Genomic DNA, 14466 nt, shown 5'->3' with positions numbered 1-14466 from the left:
CCGTGGAACCCCTCGACGTCGACATCGACGCGCTGCGCCGGGGCGCCGAGCAGCTCGGCGAGGCCAAGGAGAGCGTGCGCCAGACCTTCGAGTCCTTCCAGGCCGCAGTGGCCGGGTACGAGCAGGCGTTCGGCGTCGACGACATCGGCATGCTGCTGGGTGTCGCGCACCAGGCGTGCGTGGACGCGCTGACCGAGTGCCTGGGCACCAACATCACCGAACTGGAGTCGTACGCCGAGAGCCTGCGCGGAATGGCGGACGGTTACCAGGCCGTGGAGGACGGCGTCTCCGAGGCGTTCCGCTCGATCCTCGGCAAGCTGGGCTGAGCCCCGGAAGAGAGGAGTCACCGTGGGTCTGACGATCCCGGGTGAGCTGGCGTCCCTGCTGTCGATGCTGGGGTACGACTGGCCGGAGTCCGACGAGACGGCGCTGTTCCGGCTGGCCGGCGAGTGGACCGGCATGGCCGACCGGATCAACGGCTCGGTGGCCCAGTTGGAGTCGGCGGCGCGGTCGGTGCTCGACACCAACCGGGGCGAGAGCTTCACGGCCTTCGCCAGTGAGTGGAACGACAAGGAGTCGGCCGCCCGCAACGTCGCCGACGCCGCCAACCCGGCCACCGTCATCGGGATCGGGTTGATGGCCGCCGCGGGCGTGGTGCTGGCCCTGAAGATCAACGTGATCATCCAGTTGGTCGTGCTGGCGATCCAGATCGCCCAGGCGATCGCCACGGCGGCGGTCACCTTCGGCGCGTCCCTGCTCCAGATCCCGATCTTCAAGATGATCACCGGCTTGATCATCGACCAGTTGATCGGGCTGGCCGTGGACACGGTGCTCAATGGGTAAGAAGCGCACCGCGCCGCCCCGGCAGACCCAGGCGAAGGGTGCCAAGATCGTCTCGGCGTACCTGGAGAACGCCGACGTGTTCCGCACCGCCAAGGCGGCCGGGAAGAAGGCCGACGGCCCGGCCGTGCTGGTGCTGCGCAACCGCCCGGACTTCGACAAGAAGGACTTCGACCGCAAGGCCAAGGACCTGGTCCGGCTCGGCCAGGAGGGCCGGCTGAGCAAGGCCGACTCGGACCGGACGACCAACAGCGTCCACCACCGGGGTGGCCGGGGGACCAAGCCGGGCAACCGGACCCGCACCAGGGTCTTCCGGGACCGGGTGATCCGCCGGCTGACGAAGAGCGAGCGGCTGACCCAGCAGCACGGCACCCGGGAGACCAACCAGTACCTGGCCAACAAGGACCTCGTCGACCGCCTCTACGGCGGCCGGGGTCCGATCACTGCCCGCGGCCAGGGACTCGACCCGGACCACGTCCACGAGCTGCAACTCGACGGAAAGGACGAATACGCTAACCTCAGGCTGATGGACGCCTGGACCAACCGCCAGATCGGCAGCGACATCTCCGTGGCGTTGCGCGACGTCGATCCGGGCACCCCGATCATCGTGAAGGTCCTGCCGTGACCAGACCGGACCCCGCCGTCCTCGCCCGGATCACCGAGAAGTTGGAGCTGCTCACCCGGGTCGAGTCCGAGCACGGCTTCGGTGTCCGCATCGAGGGGCCGGCGCCGCTGGAGCCGATCGCCGACCTGCCCGGCGTCGCCGAGGTCTACAGCCTGTTCCGGCGCATCGAGGGCGACGACTTCCGCTTCCACGCGCCGAAGGAGATCCTCACCCCGCAGGCCTGGGCCGGATCCGAGGTCGACCCGGACGACCCGATGGGCAGCCCGCTGATCGTCGGCTACGAGATGGACAGCGTCCCCCGTGGCCTGCGGGACGAGATCCGCGGCGGCGACCCGATCTACCTCGACCGGGAAGACCTGGAGGTGTACTACATGGAGTCCACCGCCTACGTCTACCAGTACGAGCACCCGGACGAGGACGTCGAGTACACCGTCATCGCCCCCGATGTCGGCACCTTCTTCGACGAGTACGTGCTCGGCCCCGGCTACCCCGAGCTGGTCGCCGCCGTCTTCGGTCCCGCCGCTGGAGAACTGCGGCTGCGCAAGGGCCGGCACGCCGGCGAGTACGCCGACAACTGGCGGCGGCTGCTGATCGCCGCCGGCCTGTCCTCCTGACCCACCGTCGACCCTGCGAAGGACCGTCATGGCCGCTGATCCCCGGTTCACCGCGCTGTGGAGCGAGGACGAGCTGATCCCGTACCCGCGCGAGGCGTGGCTGGAGGGGGGTTTCCGCCCCGACATGCTCCCCGCGGGCGACGAGATCCCGCTCGACGTGGCGGTCGTCTTCACCGCCTTCCTCGAAGGCGACATCGAGCTGTACGACACCATCCAGCTGACCACCGAGGACGGCTCACTCGACGTCCGGCTGATCGTGGTCGGCGCGGTGGCCGACAACACCGACCTGCTCTACGTGCTCGACCCGCGTACCGGCGAGATCCTCCAGTTCGACCTGGAGCAGCATGACGTGCAGCCGGTGAACAGCACCTTCCGCACCTTCGTCGAGTTCCTCTACCAGTTCGCGCTCTTCGTCGAGGCGGACGAGGGCAAGCCGGGCCGGGCCGAACGGGCGGAGCAGCTGCGGATGGTGCTGGAGAGCATCGACCCGGCCGCCTTCACCCCGGACGGCTGGTGGCCGCTGGTGATCAACCAGCTGAAGTGACCGCCGGGCGGCAGGCCCGGATCGCGGTCAGCGTGGTGTGCACGTCGAACTGGTGCCCGTCGTCGCTGTCCCAGCCGCCGTCGCTGCGCTGGGTCTCGGTGAGCCGCCGGCGGGCGGACACCAGCAACCACTGCTCCTCGCCCACCTCGGCCCGGCGCAGCGTCGCGGCCAGCCAGGCCACGTCCGCCGGGGACATGGTCGGCACCCGCTCGGCCAGCACCGCCTGGATGCGCGCCGACTCGTCGTACATCTGCTGCCGGTGCAGCACCGCCGCGCTCAGCCAACCGGCCGGCAGGAAGGACGGCCAACTGCCGTCGGGGGCGAGCGCCGCGGCCAGCGCGTGCGCCGCCGCCTGCACCACCCCGGCGTACGCCCCACCGACCCGATGGTCCAGCGGGCCGGCGGCCCGGGCGTCGAGCCCGGCGACGGTCAACCAGAAGCCGGCGTTGGCGGTCAGGTAGAGCCGGGCCTCCGGGTCGCCGGGGCGGGCCCACTCCGGGGCCAGGCCGGCCAGTCGCGGGTCCTCCTCCCAGCCGCCGTCGGGCAACTGCCGGGCGGCGAGCCAGTCCAGCGCGTGCCGGGCGGCGGGACGGCCGAGTGCGCCGAGGTCGTCCAGCTCGGCGAGGCGGAAGCAGGTCGCGTCGACCGAGGCGACCTCGCCGCCGAGCACGGCCGGCCAGCCACCGCCGGCTGCCTGCCCGGCCTCGGCCGCGTCGAGCAGTTCGTCCGGCACCGGCGCGCCGGTGCGCAACCGGGACAGCCGGGCGCGGTCCACCGCGTCCCCGTGAGCCACGACGAAGCCGATCGCGGCGTCCATGTCGACCACGGCGGACACGCTACCTGCGAAAAGACGATCCCGCCTCCGGGAAACGGCTGCCTGCCGTCCGCCGGGCGGCCATCGATGATCCGCCGGCTGCGGGCCGGCCCGGCGCCTTCCCGGCCGACCGGCGCGGGAAGCCCGGCGGCACGCGAAGGGCCCCTCCGCGTCGGCGGAAGGGCCCTTGCGCCGAACCGGTCAGTACGCCGGCAGCGACGGGTCGATCTGCTTGATCCAGGAGAGCACGCCGCCCTGGACGTGCACGGCGTCGGAGAACCCGGCCGCCTTGAGCGCGGCGAGCGCCTCGGCGGAGCGCACGCCGGACTTGCAGTGCAGCACGATCCGCCTGTCCTGCGGGAGCTTCGACAGCGCCTCGCCGGAGATGATCTCGCCCTTGGGGATCAGCGTGGCGCCGGGGATCCGGACGATCTCGTACTCGGCGGGCTCGCGGACGTCGACCAGGAAGATGTCCTTGCCGGCGTCCTGCCACTCCTTGAGCTCGACGGCGGTGATGGTGGCGTCGACCACCGCCTCCTGCGCCTCCTCGGAGACCGCGCCGCAGAAGTCCTCGTAGTCCTCCAGCAGGTCGGTGACGGTCGGGTTCTCGCCGCAGAGCGCGCAGTTCGGGTCCTTGCGGACCTTGATCTTGCGGTAGCTCATCTCCAGGGCGTCGTAGACCATCAGCCGGCCGACCAGCGGCTCGCCGATGCCGGCGAGCAGCTTGATCGCCTCGTTGACCTGGATGGAGCCGATCGACGCGCAGAGGACACCGAGCACGCCGCCCTCCGCGCAGGAGGGGACCATGCCGGGCGGCGGGGGCTCCGGGTAGAGGCAGCGGTAGCAGGGGCCGTGCTCGGCCCAGAACACCGACGCCTGGCCGTCGAACCGGTAGATCGACCCCCAGACGTACGGCTTGCCGAGCAGCACCGCCGCGTCGTTGACCATGTAGCGGGTGGCGAAGTTGTCGGTGCCGTCGACGATCAGGTCGTAGGAGGAGAAGATCTCCCGGACGTTGTCCCGGTCCAGCGCGGTGTTGTGGATCTCGACGTTGACCAGCGGGTTGATCTCGCGGATCGAGGCGGCGGCGGACTCGGCCTTGGAACGGCCGACGTCGGAGACGCCGTGGATGATCTGGCGCTGGAGGTTCGACTCGTCGACGGTGTCGAAGTCGATGATGCCGAGCGTCCCGACACCGGCGGCGGCGAGGTACATCAGGGCCGGCGAGCCGAGGCCGCCGGCGCCGACGCAGAGCACCCGGGCGTTCTTCAGCCGCTTCTGCCCCTCCACCCCGACGTCCGGGATGATCAGGTGGCGCGAGTAGCGGCGGATCTCGTCAACGGTCAGCTCGGCGGCGGGCTCGACGAGCGGGGGCAGCGACACGGTGGACTCCCCGGGATCGGCTGGTGGCGAACCGGGCCATTGTCGCTCGCCGCACCGCCGGTCGGCCATGAGCAGGGACACCCCGCCCGACATGCGGGAGCGGGAATAACTCTAGAGGCCGTCGGTCGGCTCGCCCACGTACCGGCTGCCGTCGAGGTACGGCCAGGCGTTGGCGACGCAGCCGTCCAGGCCGTACGTCTGCTGCTGCATGACCGGCGCCGGCTCCGCGGGGCCGGGGCAGGCCTGGTGCTCCTCGCCGAACTCGTGCCCGACCTCGTGGTTGACCACGTACGTCCGGTAGGTCTCCAGCGGCGCGCCGTAGTGCGGCACGCCGTCCATCCAGCGGGCCAGGTTGATGATCACCTGGCCCGGCAGCCGGCACGAGGTGTACCGCTCGGTGACCAGCCCACCCAGGGCGCACATCCGCTCGGAGGTGGCCGGGGTGGCCAGGTAGACGGTGAAGTCGGCGGCAGCGGCCTCGGGCACCCGCTGCACCCGCAGTTCGCCGGAGCCGATCCAGCTGCGCGGATCGCCGAGCACCTCGTCGACGGTGGCGGCGAAGGCGTCGACGTCCTGACCGGTCCCCTCCTCCACCGCCACCCGGTAGCGGTGCAGCGGGCCGTCGACGCCCCGCACCGGGGAGCGACCGTCGGCGGCGGCGAACCGACCGGGACCCTCGACGGGGTACCCGGGCGGCGCGATCCGGTCACCCGCGCCGAGCCCGTACGCCGTCCGCCCCTCGGCGGGCGGGGTGGGCGCGTCGCCGGCCCGGACGAGGGCGACCCCGCCGATCGTCGCGCCGAGCGACACCAGGCCGAGCAGCGCGGCCCGCCGCCGACGCCGCCGCATCCGGACCAGGCCGGGGCGGGGGTCGGTCGGTGCCGGGGCGGCGGCCGGTCGGTCGGCAGCGGGCGACGTGTCGGGGCTCACCCCGACAGCATTGCAGACCAATCGGGCAAATAATTGCTATTGCCGCGAATGCTGCGAAGATGCTTCACATCGTGCCGGCCGACTCAGAGCGGGCGACCCCGGTACCGCCGACCCTCCAGGTACGGCCACGGGTTCGGCGTGCACCCGTCGAGGAAGAGCGTCTGCTGCTGCATCACCGGCGCCGGCCGACCCCGCCCCGGGCAGCGCTCGTGGCGGTGCCCCAACTGGTGACCGACCTCGTGGTTCACCACGTACAGCCGGTACAGCGACAGGGGCACCCCGGCCCGGACGAAGTGCGGAACCGAACCGCGCCACCGGTCCAGGTTGACGATGACCTTCCCCGGTGCGCGGCACGACGTGTACGGCCGGCCGCCGATCCGGATGTCCACTCCCCCGGCCAGGCACATCCGCCCGGCCGTGACGGCGGTCGCCAGGTAGACGGTGAAGTCGGCCGCCTCGCCGGGCGGCACCCGGCGCAGCCGCAGCCGCCCGTCGTCCACCCAGCCGCCCGGCCCGGCGAGCGCGGCCTGCACCTCGTCGGAGAAGCCCCGCACGTCCTCACCCGCGCCGTCCTCCACGGCGACCCGGTAGCGCTGCACCCCACCGGCCCGCCCCAGCACCGGGCCCGGCCGGTCGTCGTAGCCGAAGGTGCCCCGGCCGGTGGCGGGCACCGGCCCGGCGACCTGGAGCACCGGGGCGGCGTCCGACCCGGACGGCGACGGGGTCGACACCGACGGGGACAACGGCATCGGCGACGATTCGGCCGCCGGCGGCCCCGGGGCGGGCGCCTGCGCGCCCCACGTCCGGGCGCCGGGCTCGGGCCGGCCCGCCGACATCGCCCCGCCCGCGCCCGCGGCGAGGGCGAGCCCCGCGGCGAGCAGCACCGTCCAGCGGCGACGACCGGACGACGGCTGCCGGCCGGGACGGGTCGGCCGGGCACGCCGACGCGGCCGGGGGAGGAAGTCGGACATCCTGCTCAGCCTGCCACGTCCGGCCGCGACACGCCCTGTCCCGACTCGGCGAGCAGGTGCAGGACGGCGCGCGCCACCGTACGCGGCACCTCCACCTGGGCCACGTGCCCGACCCCGGCCAGCATCATCAGCCGGCTGTCCGGGATCACCCGGGCGGTCTGCGGCGCCACCCGCACGTCCACCAGCCGGTCCTGCAAGCCCCCGACCACCAGCGTCGGCGCCTCGATCGACGCGGCGATCCGCCACATCGACCTCGGGCCCGGCAGGTACGACCGCAGGAAGCTGGAGACCAGCCCACGGAACGTCCGGACGTACGCGGCGGCGTAGTGGGCGGCCTCGTAGCGCACCCGGATCTCCTCCAGCGCCTCCTGCCGGCGCTGCTCGCTGATCCGACTCAGGTCGGCCACGCACGCCTCCATCGCCTGCCGGGCCATCACCTCCGGGGCTATCTGGGCCAGCCGCCACGCGGCCAGTCGCTCCCCGCGCGGGATCGCCAGCAGCGGCAGCATCCGTCCCTGCAACGACCGGTGGAAACCCAGGAACGGCAGGGCCGGCGAGATCAGGGTGAGCGTCCGCACCAGGTCCGGGCGCAGGCCCGCCACGTACACCGAGACCGCTCCGCCCAGCGAGTTGCCGAACAGGTGCACCGGCCCCCGCCCGGAGTGCTCGATCCACCGGACGACCCGCTCGGCGAAGGCCGGGATGGTGTAGCTGCGCCCCGGCTCGCTGCGCCCGAAGCCGGGCAGGTCGATGGCCTGCCCGTCGAGACGGCCGGCGAGCAGGCCCGCCAGGTCGGTCCAGTTCTGCGACGAGCCGCCCAGCCCGTGCACGTACAGCGCCGGCTCGGCGTCCGGGCCGGTGGCCGGGGTGTCCCGGACGTACGTGACGGTGCCGTCGAGGCGTACCGCCCGGCCCGGCCAGGGCGGTGGGACGTGGTGCGGGGGCAGCAGGTGGTCGGGCCAGAGAGCGGCGCGCTTCATGTCTGCCAGTCTTCCCCGCGCGAACCGCGCCGACACCGCCGACTCAGGCGAGCAGGGCCTCCAGGCGACGGTTCACCGCGGCCAGCGTGGCGCGTACCACCGCCTGACGGGGGTCGCCAGCGACCAGCGCCGAACCGGCGAGCTGCTCCACCCAGCCGTCGCAGACCAGCAGCACCACCACGGTGGCCACCTCGCAGTTGCCGAAGGGCACCACCGCCGCGTGCTCGACGAAGCAGCGCCCCCGCTCGGCGGTGCGCCCGCCACCCCGGAGCAGCTGGTCCACCGCCGCCGCGGCGGCCACCGCGCAGAGCCGCAGGACGTACCCGTCCACGGCCGGACCGGTCGCGTGGCCGGCGGCGATCTCACCGGCGGCCAGCAGGCGTACCTCCACCGTGGCGTCGAGACCGAAGGTGCTCACCTGGACGTGGTCGATCACCACCCGGGGCCCCGGCACGCCGCCGGTGTCCAGCGGGCGGGAGGGCGCGGTCTCCGTCGTGGTCATCTGCCCACCGGAGTACGACGTGCCGGCCGTGGCCGGGCTGCCGGTGGCCGTCGGGGCGGCGGACAGGGCCGCCTCCTCCACACTGGCCCGGCCCCGGTGCGGGGCGGTCTGCCGACGGCGACGGGGCACCCCGCCGACCGTGCCCGGCTCCTCCTCCTGGCCGGGTGCGCCCGGGCGCTCGTCGGCGGGGTCGACCCTCGGGGCCGGCTCGGCCGTCCGGGAGCGGCCCACGGGCGCCGAACCCGGCTCCGCGAGGCGGGCGTCGCCGGAGCGCGGCTCGGTGGGGGTGCTCTCCGGGCCGGGCGCGCGGGTACGCGCCTCTGCCGGCCGGGGTTCGACCGACCGGCCCGGGGCGGACCTGCGCCGCAGCGGCGCGGGGGCGGCAGTGGGCAGGTTCTGCGGGGCCGCGGCCAGTCCCATCCGCTCCTGGAGCAGCCGGGCCACCATCCGGCTCACCTCGGCCGGGTCGGCCCCGTCGGCAAGGTCCAGACGGAGGCTGTGCGCGCCGGCCGGGGTACGGCGCAACGCGGCGTCCCGTACGCCGGCCACCTCCCGTACCGCGTCCAGGATGGCGTTGACGTCGAAGCCCTCCGGCCGTTCCTGCGGCGGGGCGGGCTCGTCGTCCCGCCGCAGGTGGGTGGCGATGCGGGCGAGTTCCGGGGTCTCGGCGGGTGGCTCCACGGCTGGCGGCTCCGGCACGACGGGCACGTCCGGCTCGGCGGGGACGCGCTGCGGCAGCACCGCCGCGCCAGCGTCCGGGGCCTCGTCCCCGGCGACCGGCGGGGCCACGGGCACGGGATCGGGGGCGGAGCGGCGGGCCGCGTAGGGGGGTGCGCTCGTCGGGGCGGGCGCGGACGGCGTGGGGTCCGGTCGACGCGGCCCGCTCGTGACGGGTGCGGTCGCGGTGCCGGGACCGGCGGGGACCGGCGGGTGGCCGGGCAGGTCCGCAGGCGCGGTGGGCTCCCCCGGTACGGACCGGAGCCGGAACGGCGGCGCGGCCCGCTCGGTGATCGTGGCAGCGCCGGTCGGCTCCTCCGCGACGGCGGGCGGGGCGCTGCGGGGCGCGACGGCGGACGGGGCGCCGGCCGGCGCGGGCGGGGCGCTGCGCGGTGCGCCGGCGGGCGCGGGCGGGGCGCTGCGCGGGGCGACGGCGGGCGCGGGCGGGGCCGCGCGACCGGCCCACGCGGGTCGGTCGACGGGGCGTACCGGCGGCTCCGGCTCGGAGCGGGTGACCTCGTACGGCCGGGGCAGCTCGGAGCGGAGCGGCTCGTACGGCCGGGCCGGCTCGGCGCGGACCGGCTCGTACGGCCGGGCCGACTCGGTGCGCACCGGCTCGTACGGCCGGGCCGGCTCGGCCGACCACTCCCCCGCCCGCTCCACCCGGGCGCGGCGACCGGACGGCGGATCCTCCTCGCGGGCCCCGCGAAGGCCGGGTGGCTCCTCCTCACGGGCCCACGACGGCGCCCAACTCCCGCCCCAGCTCGGGCGGTTCCAGCTCGGGCCGGACCAGTCCGGCTCGTCGGCCGGGCGGCCGGCGACGGGCGAACCGGCGGGCCTCTCCGGCTCGGTGGGCTCCGGCGGGAAGCGGTCCGCCCAGGCGGATGGCTCGGCGGCCGACTGGCCGGACTCCGTGCGGTCGGCCCAGGTCGGGGACCCGGCGGCGGACGGGCCGGACTCGGAACGATCGGCCCAGGCCGGCGGCTCGGCCGCCGACGGACCGGACTCCGTGCGGTCGCCCCAGGTCGGAGGGTCGCCGGCCGACGGGCCGGGCTCGGCGCGCCCGGCCCAGGCCGGGGAATCGACACCCGACGGACCGGAGTCGGCGCGGTCGGCCCGGGGGGCGTGGAATCCGGGCGGCACCTCGAAGCCGGAGGGGGCGGTGCCCACCGGTGGCACCTGGACGGCGGGGGGCGCGGAGGCGGGGAAGCCCTCGTCCGACCAGCGGCCCGCCCGGGGCGCGTCGTCGGAGGAGTGGCGCGCGGGGCCGGCGTCGGGCTCCTGCTGCTGCTCGGCCGCGGGCGCGGGCCGCTGTGCCGGCACGATCAGCCGGTCGCCGTCGGCGTCCCGGCGCGCGTCGGCGCCGGACCAGGCCTCGGCCGGCGGAGCGCTGACCGGGGCGGGCCGGCCGCCCGGCGGCTCGTCGCCCGGGTGGCTCGTGCCGTTGAGGTGGGGCCGGCCGTTGCGGGGCGCGGGGTCCACGTCCGACCGTGGGTCGGGCAACGGGGCCGGCAGGTCGCCGTGTCGCGGCGAGGAGGCGCCCCAGCCGGACGGCTCGGGCCGGTGCCAGGGAGCGGCCGTCTCGCGGTACGCCGGGGCGTCGGCCCCGCCGGACCACCCGGCCCCCGGAGGTGCCCACCCGCTGCCGGAGCGGGCCGGATCGTCGTGCCGACCCGTCCCGTCACCGTGCTCTCCCGGGGTGGCGGCACCGGGTTGCCCTGTTTCACTCACCGCGCGCTCCTTGGTCGCCCCCGCTGAGGCTACCGTGTGGTGACAGTGGCGATAAGTTACAGCGGCGGGCCAATTCCGGGGCCGGGGCGGATGCCCTGACCGGTACGGGGTAAAAGTGCCGGCTCGTACGAAGAACTCGGAGGTTCCCATGACCGCTGTGGGGAACGGTGCGCAGACCGCCGGCCGGCCCACCCGGCTGCCCCGCTCGGCGCGCCGTAAGCAGCTGCTCGCGGCGGCGCAGGAGGTGTTCGTCGCGCAGGGCTACCACGCCGCCGCGATGGACGACATCGCCGAACGGGCGGGGGTCTCCAAGCCGGTGCTCTACCAGCACTTCCCGGGCAAGATGGAGCTCTATCTCGCGCTGCTCGACACGCACTGCGACGCCATCGTCGCCAAGGTGCACGACGCGATGCGCGGGACGAGCGACAACAAGGAGCGGGTCGGCGCTTCGGTGCGCGCCTACTTCGACTTCGTCGACCACGAGAGCGAGGCGTTCCGCCTCGTCTTCGAGTCGGACCTGCGCAACGACCCGGCGGTCCGGCAGCGGGTGGAGCGGGTGGAGCAGGGCTGCATCGCGGCGATAACCGACACCATCATCTCGGACACCGGCGTCAGCCGGGCGCACGCCGAGCTGCTCGCGTCCGGCCTGGTCGGGGCGGCGGAGACGGCCGCGCAGTTCTGGCTGGCCGGCGGTCGCCAGGTGCCCAAGGCCGAGGCGGAGGCACTGGTCGCGGCGCTGTCCTGGCGGGGGATCGCGAGCTTCCCGCTGCAAGGTGAGTCAGCCTGAACATCCGGCCCCGAGATCGGATAGCCTTCCCATCGGCGGCTCTTTCGCCCACCTGAGGAGGCACAGTGGAGGTCAAGATCGGCGTGCAGTACGCGCCGCGCGAGCTGGTTCTGGAGAGCGCGCAGTCGCCGGCCGAGATCGAGCAGATCGTGACCGACGCCTTCGGCAAGTCCGAGGGGACCCTCTCCCTGACCGACGAGAAGGGTCGGCGGGTCATCGTGCCGGTCGGCAAGGTCGCCTACGTCGAGATCGCCGAGGCGTCGCCGCGGGCGGTGGGCTTCACCGTCCGCTGAACCGGTCCGGCCCCCGCGGCGGCTCAGCCCGCCGCGGGCCGGATCCGGGTCGCCGCCTCGCCGGCGCGGGGGCGACCCGGCGCAGTCGTCGAGGCCGGTGACTCAGGTGCCGAGGCCGTCGCCTCAGGCTCAGTTGTTGAGGCCGGCGGCGGTCATCCGGGCGGTGTGGTTGGCGGTCAGCCTGCGGAACAGCGCCGGCACGTCGACCTCGCCCCGCCCGATCAGGGCGGTGAGCGCGCCCCGGTCCGCCGCGGCGACCCGCCCCGCCTGGGAGAGCGCCTCCCCGACCAGCCGTCGCGCCCACATGGAGAGCCGGTTGGCCACCCGGGGGTCCGCCTCGATCGCGGCCCGGATCTCGAACACCGCGAACTCGGCGTACTCGGAGTCGTGCAGCACGTCCCGCACCAGTTGCCGGTACGGCTCGTCCAGCCGGTCGGCCATCTCGCCGAGGAAGTCGTCGGTGATGCCGTCCCCGACGTACGCCTTGGTGACCGCCTCCAGCCAGTCCTTCGGCTCGGTCGAGTCGTGGTACGCCTGCAACGCGTCCCGGTACGGCGCCATCGCCTCGTCCGGGCTGGCCCCGAGCGCGGTGAGCCAGTCGGCGAGCCGGCGGTAGTTGCCGATCTCCGCCGCCGCCATCTCGCTCAGCGCGGCCCGGCGACGCAGGTCGGGGGCGAGGCGGGCGTCGGCGGCCATCCGGTCGAAGGCGAGCAGTTCGCCGTAGGCGACCAGACCGAGCAGGTCGACCACGGCGTCGGGGCTTGTCGGGGCGGGCACGAGCGCAGGGTACCGTCCGGGGCGTAGGACCGTTTTTCACGTGACGCAGGTCACAATTGGCACCCCCGGAGAAGGGTCGGTCAGCGGGCTCCGGAGCGGAACCGTGCTGCTCGGCTAAGATGGAGTAGTTGCCGTGGGCGCCGATCTGATCGAAGTCCTGCCTACGGCGCGCGTGCGGCCCGGTCCGGCTCGGCGACACCGCCGCCGACCGCGTGGCCCGCGCCATACCGATCGCGCCCTGAGGACAAGACGGGGCGCACCACGAGAGGGCACCCCCAGATCCAGATGAGCGAACAGATTCTCGAAGAGCTGGCGGGCCACGAGCTGGCCCCCACCGCCCCGGTCCGCCCGGAGGCGCCCACGTTCGCCGCGCTCGGCGCGCGGCCCGAGACCGTCGAGGCGCTGGCCGCGGCGGGCATCACCCGCGCCTTCGCGATCCAGGAGTACGCGCTCCCGATCGCGCTGCGCGGCACCGACCTGATCGGCCAGGCGCCGACCGGCACCGGCAAGACCCTCGGCTTCGGCGTACCGCTGCTGGAGCGGGTCTTCGCCCCCGACGAGGGCAGCGACGGCGTGCCGCAGGCCCTGGTCGTCGTCCCCACCCGTGAGCTGGGCATCCAGGTCGCCAAGGACCTCGCCGCCGCGGGCAAGACCCGGGGCGTGCGGGTGCTGCCGATCTACGGCGGCGTGGCGTACGAGCCGCAGATCGACGCGCTGCGCAAGGGCGTCGAGATCCTGGTCGGCACGCCGGGCCGGCTGATGGATCTGCAGAAGCAGAAGCACCTGCGGCTCGACCGGGTGCGCGCGCTGGTCCTCGACGAGGCCGACCGGATGCTCGACCTGGGCTTCCTGGACGACGTCGAGAAGATCCTGGCGATGCTGCCGGAGGACCGGCAGACCATGCTCTTCTCGGCCACCATGCCGGACCCGATCGTCACGCTCTCCCGGCGCTTCCTGCGCCGGCCGGTGACGATCCACGCCGGGCACACCGCCGAGACCGGCCCGTCGCCGCAGACCAAGCAGTTGGCGTACCGCACCCACTCGATGAACAAGGTCGAGATCGTGGCGCGGATCCTCCAGGCGGAGGGGCGCGGCCTCACCATGATCTTCACGCGGACCAAGCGGGCCGCCGACCGGGTCGCCGAGGATCTCGACTTCCGCGGCTTCGCGGTCGCCGCCGTCCACGGTGACCTGGGCCAGGGCGCGCGGGAGCGGGCGCTGCGGGCGTTCCGCGCCGGCAAGATCGACACGCTGGTCGCGACCGACGTGGCCGCCCGGGGCATCGACGTCACCGGCGTCACCCACGTCATCAACTACGACTGCCCCGAGGACCAGGACACCTACACCCACCGGATCGGCCGTACCGGCCGGGCGGGGGCGACCGGCGTCGCGGTGACCTTCGTCGACTGGGACGACATGCCCCGCTGGCGGATCATCGACAAGACGCTCGGCCTGGACATGCCGGAGCCGCCGGAGACGTACCACACCTCCCCGCACCTCTACACCGACCTCGACATCTCCACCGAGATCACCGGCACCCTGCCGACCGCGGAGCGGACCCGTGCCGGGCTCGCCGCCGAGGTCGAGGAGGACCTGGGCGGACGGCCTCGCCGTGGTGAGGGTGGCCGAGGGTCCCGGCGCGGCGAGAGCCGTGGCGAGGGCCGTGGTCGGGGTGAGCGTCGCCGGGGCCGCTCCGGTTCCGACACCGCCGATGCCGAGACGCCGGCCGAGGCCACCGCCGAGGAGGGCACCCGCACCCCGCGCCGCCGGCGTCGCCGCCGGGACGGCGAGCCGGTCGCGGGCGAGCCGACCGCGGTGATCTCCGCCGACCAGGGCGCGACCGAGCCGGCCGCCGCCTCCGCCGACGGCGAGCAGCCGTCGAAGCCGCGCCGCCGCCGGCGCCGGCGTGGTGGCGCTTCCGGCGTGGGTACGCCGGCCGAGGCCACCGCCGACTGACC

15 protein-coding genes are annotated in these 14466 nt (G+C 74.6%); 8 read left to right on the top strand and 7 right to left on the bottom strand.

Annotation, left to right across the window (positions count from 1 at the left end):
* The first annotated feature begins 2 nt into the window (after positions 1-2).
* From ACPFP2_RS08255 to ACPFP2_RS08235, 5 genes are read left to right on the top strand one after another with little or no spacing between them, the layout of a single operon-like run.
* Positions 3-326 (top strand): hypothetical protein, encoded by a 324-nt coding sequence (locus tag ACPFP2_RS08255; protein WP_424087702.1) that lies wholly within the window; start codon positions 3-5, stop codon positions 324-326.
* 22 nt (positions 327-348) lie between these two features.
* Positions 349-843 (top strand): WXG100 family type VII secretion target, encoded by a 495-nt coding sequence (locus ACPFP2_RS08250; protein ID WP_424087701.1) that lies wholly within the window; start codon positions 349-351, stop codon positions 841-843.
* Positions 836-1465, top strand: a complete 630-nt coding sequence (locus ACPFP2_RS08245) for a hypothetical protein (RefSeq protein ID WP_424087700.1) — start codon at positions 836-838, stop codon at positions 1463-1465. Before ACPFP2_RS08250 ends, ACPFP2_RS08245 begins: the two co-directional genes overlap by 8 nt.
* Positions 1462-2079, top strand: a complete 618-nt coding sequence (locus ACPFP2_RS08240; protein WP_424087698.1) for a hypothetical protein — start codon at positions 1462-1464, stop codon at positions 2077-2079. Before ACPFP2_RS08245 ends, ACPFP2_RS08240 begins: the two co-directional genes overlap by 4 nt.
* 28 nt (positions 2080-2107) lie before the next feature.
* Complete coding sequence (locus ACPFP2_RS08235) at positions 2108-2623, top strand: SUKH-4 family immunity protein (protein ID WP_424087696.1); 516 nt, start codon at positions 2108-2110, stop codon at positions 2621-2623.
* Here ACPFP2_RS08235 and ACPFP2_RS08230 read toward each other — a convergent pair.
* The 6 genes from ACPFP2_RS08230 to ACPFP2_RS08205 all read right to left on the bottom strand — a co-directional run bounded on the left by ACPFP2_RS08230 (position 2607) and on the right by ACPFP2_RS08205 (position 10651).
* Complete coding sequence (locus ACPFP2_RS08230; RefSeq protein WP_424088019.1) at positions 2607-3440, bottom strand: squalene--hopene cyclase; 834 nt, start codon at positions 3438-3440, stop codon at positions 2607-2609. The two genes, ACPFP2_RS08235 and ACPFP2_RS08230, sit on opposite strands and share 17 nt — an antisense overlap.
* 198 nt (positions 3441-3638) lie before the next feature.
* Positions 3639-4820: an adenylyltransferase/sulfurtransferase MoeZ gene (gene moeZ, locus ACPFP2_RS08225; RefSeq protein ID WP_424087694.1), complete on the bottom strand. Its 1182-nt coding sequence runs from the start codon at positions 4818-4820 to the stop codon at positions 3639-3641.
* 111 nt (positions 4821-4931) lie between these two features.
* Positions 4932-5750 carry a DUF3152 domain-containing protein gene (locus ACPFP2_RS08220; protein ID WP_424087692.1) on the bottom strand — a complete coding sequence of 273 codons (819 nt, stop codon included), beginning with the start codon at positions 5748-5750 and terminating at the stop codon, positions 4932-4934.
* 83 nt (positions 5751-5833) lie between these two features.
* Positions 5834-6721, bottom strand: a complete 888-nt coding sequence (locus tag ACPFP2_RS08215; protein WP_424087690.1) for a DUF3152 domain-containing protein — start codon at positions 6719-6721, stop codon at positions 5834-5836.
* 5 nt (positions 6722-6726) lie between these two features.
* Complete coding sequence (locus ACPFP2_RS08210; RefSeq protein WP_424087689.1) at positions 6727-7701, bottom strand: alpha/beta fold hydrolase; 975 nt, start codon at positions 7699-7701, stop codon at positions 6727-6729.
* A 43-nt stretch (positions 7702-7744) separates the two neighbouring features.
* Positions 7745-10651 (bottom strand): hypothetical protein, encoded by a 2907-nt coding sequence (locus ACPFP2_RS08205; protein ID WP_424087687.1) that lies wholly within the window; start codon positions 10649-10651, stop codon positions 7745-7747.
* Positions 10652-10799: 148 nt separating this feature from the next.
* On the opposite strand from ACPFP2_RS08205, the gene ACPFP2_RS08200 reads away from it, so the two are divergent.
* Positions 10800-11438 carry a TetR/AcrR family transcriptional regulator gene (locus ACPFP2_RS08200; protein WP_091290545.1) on the top strand — a complete coding sequence of 213 codons (639 nt, stop codon included), beginning with the start codon at positions 10800-10802 and terminating at the stop codon, positions 11436-11438.
* Between the two features lie 65 nt (positions 11439-11503).
* Entirely contained in the window at positions 11504-11731 is a 228-nt protein-coding gene (locus ACPFP2_RS08195) for a DUF3107 domain-containing protein (RefSeq protein WP_088976183.1), read from the top strand.
* 129 nt (positions 11732-11860) lie between these two features.
* On the opposite strand, the gene ACPFP2_RS08190 is transcribed toward ACPFP2_RS08195, so the two are convergent.
* Positions 11861-12508: a ferritin-like fold-containing protein gene (locus ACPFP2_RS08190; protein ID WP_424087685.1), complete on the bottom strand. Its 648-nt coding sequence runs from the start codon at positions 12506-12508 to the stop codon at positions 11861-11863.
* A gap of 285 nt (positions 12509-12793) precedes the next feature.
* On the opposite strand from ACPFP2_RS08190, the gene ACPFP2_RS08185 reads away from it, so the two are divergent.
* Positions 12794-14464, top strand: coding sequence for a DEAD/DEAH box helicase (locus ACPFP2_RS08185; RefSeq protein ID WP_424087683.1), 1671 nt, complete (start codon positions 12794-12796; stop codon positions 14462-14464).
* Positions 14465-14466: the final 2 nt, after the last annotated feature.

It is taken from the genome of Micromonospora citrea (assembly GCF_049629545.1).
GTDB classification, from domain to species: domain Bacteria; phylum Actinomycetota; class Actinomycetes; order Mycobacteriales; family Micromonosporaceae; genus Micromonospora; species Micromonospora citrea_A.
The sequence above is the reverse complement of the archived record's forward strand: the minus strand, read 5'-3'. Positions and strand labels throughout refer to the sequence as shown.